Source organism: Kaarinaea lacus (assembly GCF_975902315.1).
In genome coordinates this window covers 1-4,530 of sequence record NZ_CDLKIE010000028.1, presented here as the reverse complement: position 1 = coordinate 4,530, position 4,530 = coordinate 1, and the positions used below count along the sequence as shown (strand labels likewise).

At 45.3% G+C, this 4,530-nt stretch carries 3 protein-coding genes; 1 reads left to right on the top strand and 2 read right to left on the bottom strand.

From position 1 onward, the window contains the following. The first annotated feature begins 70 nt into the window (after positions 1-70). Positions 71-1,360 (top strand): phosphatase PAP2 family protein, encoded by a 1,290-nt coding sequence (locus ACWVCM_RS00475; protein WP_455199728.1) that lies wholly within the window; start codon positions 71-73, stop codon positions 1,358-1,360. A 241-nt stretch (positions 1,361-1,601) separates the two neighbouring features. Here ACWVCM_RS00475 and ACWVCM_RS00470 read toward each other — a convergent pair whose 3' ends face one another. Together ACWVCM_RS00470 and ACWVCM_RS00465 are read right to left on the bottom strand one after the other, a co-directional pair. Further along, a complete protein-coding gene (locus ACWVCM_RS00470) occupies positions 1,602-2,507 on the bottom strand; it encodes an alpha/beta fold hydrolase (RefSeq protein ID WP_455199727.1) in 906 nt (301 codons plus the stop codon). A gap of 28 nt (positions 2,508-2,535) precedes the next feature. Beyond that, the coding region (locus ACWVCM_RS00465) for an HD domain-containing phosphohydrolase (protein ID WP_455199726.1) at positions 2,536-4,530 on the bottom strand (1,995 nt) is incomplete at its 5' end.

Sequence of the window (4,530 nt, the reverse complement as noted above, 5' to 3'; positions counted from 1 at the left end):
TATCTAAATTATCCGTATTTATGGCTAATTTATTAAAACAATCCATAAATAAGAGTTAAAAAGGAATTATATGATTCATTTCAACTGCAAACCTGGTTTATCCCGAATTTTGATAGTAATCGTATTTTATACGTTCTCAAACTATGCCGTTGCAAACGACGAAGACTTGGAAAATTTTGGCGATGCCATGCAGTATGTTTTACCCTTAACCGCCTGGGGCGCAACCTTTATTTATGATGACAAAGATGGTCGTATCCAGTTTTACAAACACGGCATAACAGCGTTCAGTATTACCACGGTTGGCAAATGGGTATTTGATAAAACCCGTCCTAATGCATCTTCATCAACAACCTCCTTTCCTTCAGGCCACACTACCGGTGCTTTTATTGGTGCCACCTTTTTAGGTAAACGTTATGGACCCTGGTGGGGTGTACCAGCTTATACCGCAGCGTTCATTACCGCCTATAGCAGGGTTGATGCTGACGCCCATCATGTGGATGATGTCATAGCCGGCGCCAGTGTTGCTTATTTCAGTAGCTTGTATTGGGTTACACCCCATGAATCCAATATCTGGTTAACACCTACGGCATCTGAAGATTCCGTGGGTGTTGCCGTTACCGTCACCGACAAAAAACCCAAAGTGGAAGATCTGGATTTGTACAAAGGTCGTAAGTATCGTTATTCGCTTGGCTTTGGTCCCGCCTACATGCAAAAGAACCAGTTCAAATCACCCACCGATACTGGCGATACCTTTGACCTGGAAAACTTTGAGGGTACTACTGACCCTCACACCACAGCCGTACCCATGTTTGAATGGTTTATTAATGAGAAAAATACGCTGGCACTGTCCCTGGCACCCTATGAAGCACGGGACTTCGGCTATTTTTCCCAACCCACCAATTTCGGCGGAGTCACATTTCCGGCCAATACCCAACTGCGTTCAGCTTATCGCATGAATGAATTCCGGCTGGCTTATGACTACAAGTTTTATAAAACCTATGACTGGATTTTAAAAGCAGGTGCTGCAGTGATATGGAGCTATACAGAATTAGAACTGGGTACCACAGAAGGGCCAGCAGTCTATGCAGAAGTTGAAGACAGTATCTTGTTACCCCTGTTATATGCGGGTGTTAATTATAATTTGAACCGCAAATGGTCTTTGTATGCAGACCTCTATGGAATCTCCATCTCGACTGACAAACAGATGGATGGTGGCCTAGGAGTCACTTATCAGTTTAACCGACATTGGGATGCATCAATTGGTTATGCCTATTATGAACGGGATATCGAGACATCCACGCTGACTAACCATGCTCAATATGACATACTGGCGTTTAATGTAGGATATACGTACTATTAAAAAAATCGCGCCCCACAGGTGCGCACTAACATAAAACGAAATTCCCCACCTGTAGGAGCGGGGCTATGAATTCCTGAGTTGTCATTGCGAACCTTGCGCGAGCAAGGTGTGGCAATCTTTGTTTAGGTAATAATAGATTGCTTCGTCACTGCGTTCCTCGCAATGACTATAAAGACAATCGCGCCTCGCAGCTGCGCTCCTACAAATCACGCTGTGGAAGCGGTGGCGCGCACCGCGATCATCAACTAACCGGTTCATCGACAAATTGCATACACCACTGTTCAATGATAATTCTGGTTTGTTCCGGATTCTCGGTTAATGGCCAGTGATCGGCCTCAATGGACTGGATCTCTGCCTGAGGAAAGCGCTGCATTTGTTGTGCTGTTCCCTTCCGATCACTGATTTTTGCACCTGTAGAGACAATCGCCATCACCCTGGCAGGTACATCTTCAAGGCGTGATAGTGGTTGTACCAATTCAAAAATATCCTGTAGATAATTTGCGACAGGAATATAACGTAAATCAGAAAACGGATTCATATAAAGTCGAGCAATGGATTGTTTATCCGCTAATTTAATGCGAGTTTGCTCATCCAGTTGCCACAAATCACGTAACTCAAATCGGCGACGCCGCAGACCTATTTTGTTCAGAGCAAATGCCAGCCACATCAGGCACCAAACCAGCCATTTCAGTTTCTTTGCCCACCCCAGAACACCTGTTAATAACTGGGGAAAAGTGGGATCAATTAAAACCAGGCCATTACAGTATTCCGGATGAAGATAAGCAAACTCGATCGCGACTTGCGCACCAAGACTATGGCCGATGATAAATGCTTTACCAAACCCTTCATGCTGCAGTAACGCCGCAATATCCTCACACCATTCTTTACGCGTTACTCGACGCCGTTGTAAGGACAGCCCGTGTCCCATTAAATCGATACGCAGTAAATTAAAGTGTTCTCCAAGCGAGGTATTCGCAATGAATTCAGACCACCGGGTGTGATTGCTGGCAAGACCATGAATGAAAATAATGACGGGTTTATTCTTATCACGTTCAATGAGTTTATAGCCTAACGTGTAGCCAGGGTATTTTTCAAACCACTTTGTTACTTCTTCATGGTCAGTCATGGCATCATTATAGTGTTTCAAGGTTTAGGAAGGACGGCGTTTCGAATGGTTAGATGTATTGAGTAATATCCACTTCGTCAATTTGTTCCGACATTAAAAACTTTTTACCATACTCTTCATAAATGCCTGAGCTTAGAAACAGTTCAAACAACTGGGGGCAGATGTGTCTGTCCTTACTCATAAAACTCATAATCCGTAAAGACTCGCTCAGTGTCTTGGCTTTTTTATAAGGACGATCTGCCGCCGTCAGTGCTTCAAAGATATCGGCAATTGCCATAATCCGCTCCGGAATACTCAGGTCTTCCGCATTGAGTCGGCGTGGATAACCGGTGCCATCGAGTTTTTCATGATGGCTGCCTGCCCAGCGCGGTACCCGATGCAACTCCCGTGGGAATGGCAGTTTATCCAGCAACATAATCGTCTGGGTAATATGTTCATTGATTTTAAAACGTTCTTCATCGGTTAGCGTGCCACGCTGGATACCCAGATTATATAACTCGCCATAGTTATATTCGTGCGCGGGGATATCCATATCAAAACCGTAATGGTTCTCACGAAAAGGATGGCGATCCTTGTCACGCTCAACAATATGTTCGTCTTTATTGGCCAGTAAAGTTTCACTCGCGGGGAGCGAAGACTCCGGCAAACGCGATTTACGCGCCCTCTCCTCCTCGGACAGGCCCAGCCGATCACTGAAATAACGTTGCCAGGGCTGTTCACCTATTTTCTGTAAACGGGCGATATGATCTTCTTTAAGAAACTCGCCGCCGATGTTGCATTCCGCGATAAACGCGTAATCATCTCGTAGTTGATGGAGTTTTTCATCCAGGCGTTGTTGCAGCATTGAATGGTCTATCTCACCCTTAATGAGATCCTGGTACTGCTCAATCTGGTAATCACGCCAGATTACTTCAAAGCGCATGCGAATTTCATGAATACGGTTATATAAGCCCTCTAACTTGGTGGCTTTATCAACTACGTATTCCGGTGTAGTTACTTTGCCACAGTCATGCAGCCAGCTGGCGATATGTAATTCGTACCACTCTTCTTCATCAAGATGGAATTCGTTAAAGGGTTCTGCAGTACTATGATGTGCCACTTCAGCCAGCATACGTGCCACTTCCGGCACACGCTGGCAGTGACCACTGGTATAGGCGGATTTGGCGTCAATGGCACCGGCGATTAGCTGAATAAATGAATCCAGTAATTCTTTTTGCGCCTTGAGTAACCGTTGGTTATCCAGAATAATGGCTGCCTGTGAAGACATCGCCTCCACATAAGAAACCAGTTCCGAAGAAAAAGAACGGGTAACTGAATCAGTGTCTCCAGCATTCACGAGCTCCAGGATGCCGATAATTTCATTTTTTCGGTTGCAAAGCGGTAACGTCAACACAGAACGACAATGATAGCCGTCCCTGCTATAGCGCTGCTTGAGCTGGGCAAATTCATATTTTATTTCACTATCAATATCATTCACCACCAACAAGCGTTTTCCGGATTGTACAGCCTGAATGACTGATAGCCGTTGCTGTGATTCACCTTCTGCAGTGACGAGTGGTATTGGTTCAAAAGGAACTGGAATATCACTGGTACCGCCGACGTGTAAATTAATCACCGGATTTGAAACCACCGCGAATTGCATGAACTGTCCATCATCCGTTAATAATGCAATCCCACCGCCATCTGCATGGCAAGCATTCCTGGCCTGTTCCAGTAAACGTTCCAGCAAACGGAAAAAATTCGGTTCTGCAGACAAAGCCTTGGAGTTCTCGACAAATTCCTGTACCGCGGTTTTCATAACACCCATGGTACTGGCAAGATCATCTACCTCGGTGATATGAGAACGAACTGTAATGGGTGTATCCAGCTTCAATTGCCTGATGTGTTGAGCGGCACCGGCCAGCTGACGCAATGGATTAGCAATACGCCGTGCAAACCACCAACCCAGTAGTATGGCAAACAATAGTACAATAATCGAAATGATGACGCTCTGGTCTCGCAGATTACGCACGCCTTGTAGTAACTCATCTTCCGGCACCAGTAC

Bases quoted from the DNA above. Each gene is read 5' to 3' on its own strand.
- ACWVCM_RS00475 (WP_455199728.1), top strand. From the start codon at position 71: ATGATTCATTTCAACTGCAAACCTGGTTTATCCCGAATTTTGATAGTA.